This is a genomic window from Kocuria sp. APC 4018 (genome assembly GCF_030407675.1).
GTDB lineage: Bacteria > Actinomycetota > Actinomycetes > Actinomycetales > Micrococcaceae > Kocuria > Kocuria rhizophila.
Genome location: NZ_JASDCY010000120.1, coordinates 1 through 1303, shown reverse-complemented (window position 1 = coordinate 1303; position 1303 = coordinate 1). Strand labels below are relative to the sequence as shown.

General features: G+C 72.9%; 1 protein-coding gene and 1 other RNA gene. Both read left to right on the top strand.

Annotated features, from left to right (window positions below):
- The coding region (locus QL985_RS12075; RefSeq protein WP_290148007.1) for a C4-type zinc ribbon domain-containing protein at positions 1-705 on the top strand (705 nt) is incomplete at its 5' end.
- Positions 706-823: 118 nt separating this feature from the next.
- An RNA gene (gene rnpB / locus QL985_RS12070) (RNase P RNA component class A) lies at positions 824-1202 on the top strand.
- Positions 1203-1303: the final 101 nt, after the last annotated feature.

The window sequence follows — 1303 nt, the reverse complement described above, 5'->3', positions numbered from 1 at the left end:
CTGCCCGCTCTGCTCGACCTCCAGTCGGTGGACTCCCAGATCCTGACCACGCTGAACCGGGCCAAGGCCCTGCAGAGCTCGGAGACCGTGGCCGGGCTCATGCGGCGCCGGTCGCAGGCCATCGCGGCGGCCCAGGAGCTGGACGCCACCCAGCGCCGGGCCCAGGACGCGGTGGAGAGCGCCGAGGCCGCGGTGTCCGCGATCCAGGCCAAGATCGACCGGGACACGCAGCGCCTCAACGCGGGAGGCACCTCCAAGGACCTCATGGGCATCCAGCACCAGATCGACACGCTCACGGCCCAGCGCGCAGCCGCGGAGGAGGCGCAGCTCGCCGCGATGGACCACGCGGAGGAGGTCGCGGCGGACCGCGAGCGCAAGCTGCCCCTGCTGCGCGCGGCGGATTCCGAGGCCCGCGCGGCGGTGGCGGAGCGGGACGCGGAGCTCGCCGCCCTGAAGGAGCAGCACGCCGCGCTGGGGGAGCAGCGTTCCCGGCTGGCCGCGGCCACGGACGCGGGCCTGCTCGCCCGTTACGACGCGCTGCGGACCGCGCGCGGGGGCGGCCGGATCGCCGTCGCCCGCTGGGAGCACGGGACGTGCGGTGCATGCGGCACCCGCTTGAGCCCCGCGGACGCCGCCGCGCTGGAGGCCACGCCGGAGTCCATGATTCCGCAGTGCCCCGAGTGCTCGGCCATGCTCGTGCTCTGACGCGTGGGTCGGCCCACGCCCGGGCCCCGGGGCGGCGTGAGCGGATCGCATGCTCCGGCCGCGTCCGCCGGTCGGGGAACGGCGGGGCGGCCTTCTCGCGCGGTAGGATCGGGGCGGACAGGTGGGCCGGGCGACCGCGCGGCGTCGTCGTTCGCGACGGCGTCTCGAGGAAAGTCCGGGCTCCGCAGAGCAGGACGGTGGGTAACACCCACTCGGGGAAACCCGCAGGACAGTGCCACAGAAAACAGACCGCCCGCCACGTGCGGGTCAGGGTGAAAAGGTGGTGTAAGAGACCACCAGCGCGCCGGGTGACCGGTGCGGCTCGGTAAACCCCGTCCGGAGCAAGGCCATGCAGGGCGCGTTCGAGGGCTGCTCGCCCGAGCGTCCGGGTAGGCTGCTTGAGCCGTGCGGCAACGCACGGCCTAGATGGATGGTCGTCACCGCGGTGCGGGCAACCGGCCGCGGCACAGAACCCGGCTCACAGGCCCACCTGTCCACCTACACCCCCGAAAGATTGCTCTGACTAGGGGTGATGATGTTTTTCGGGTGAACGCATCCAGGGTCGTTGTCCCTGAACTGGACTCGCGAAAGGCCCGCC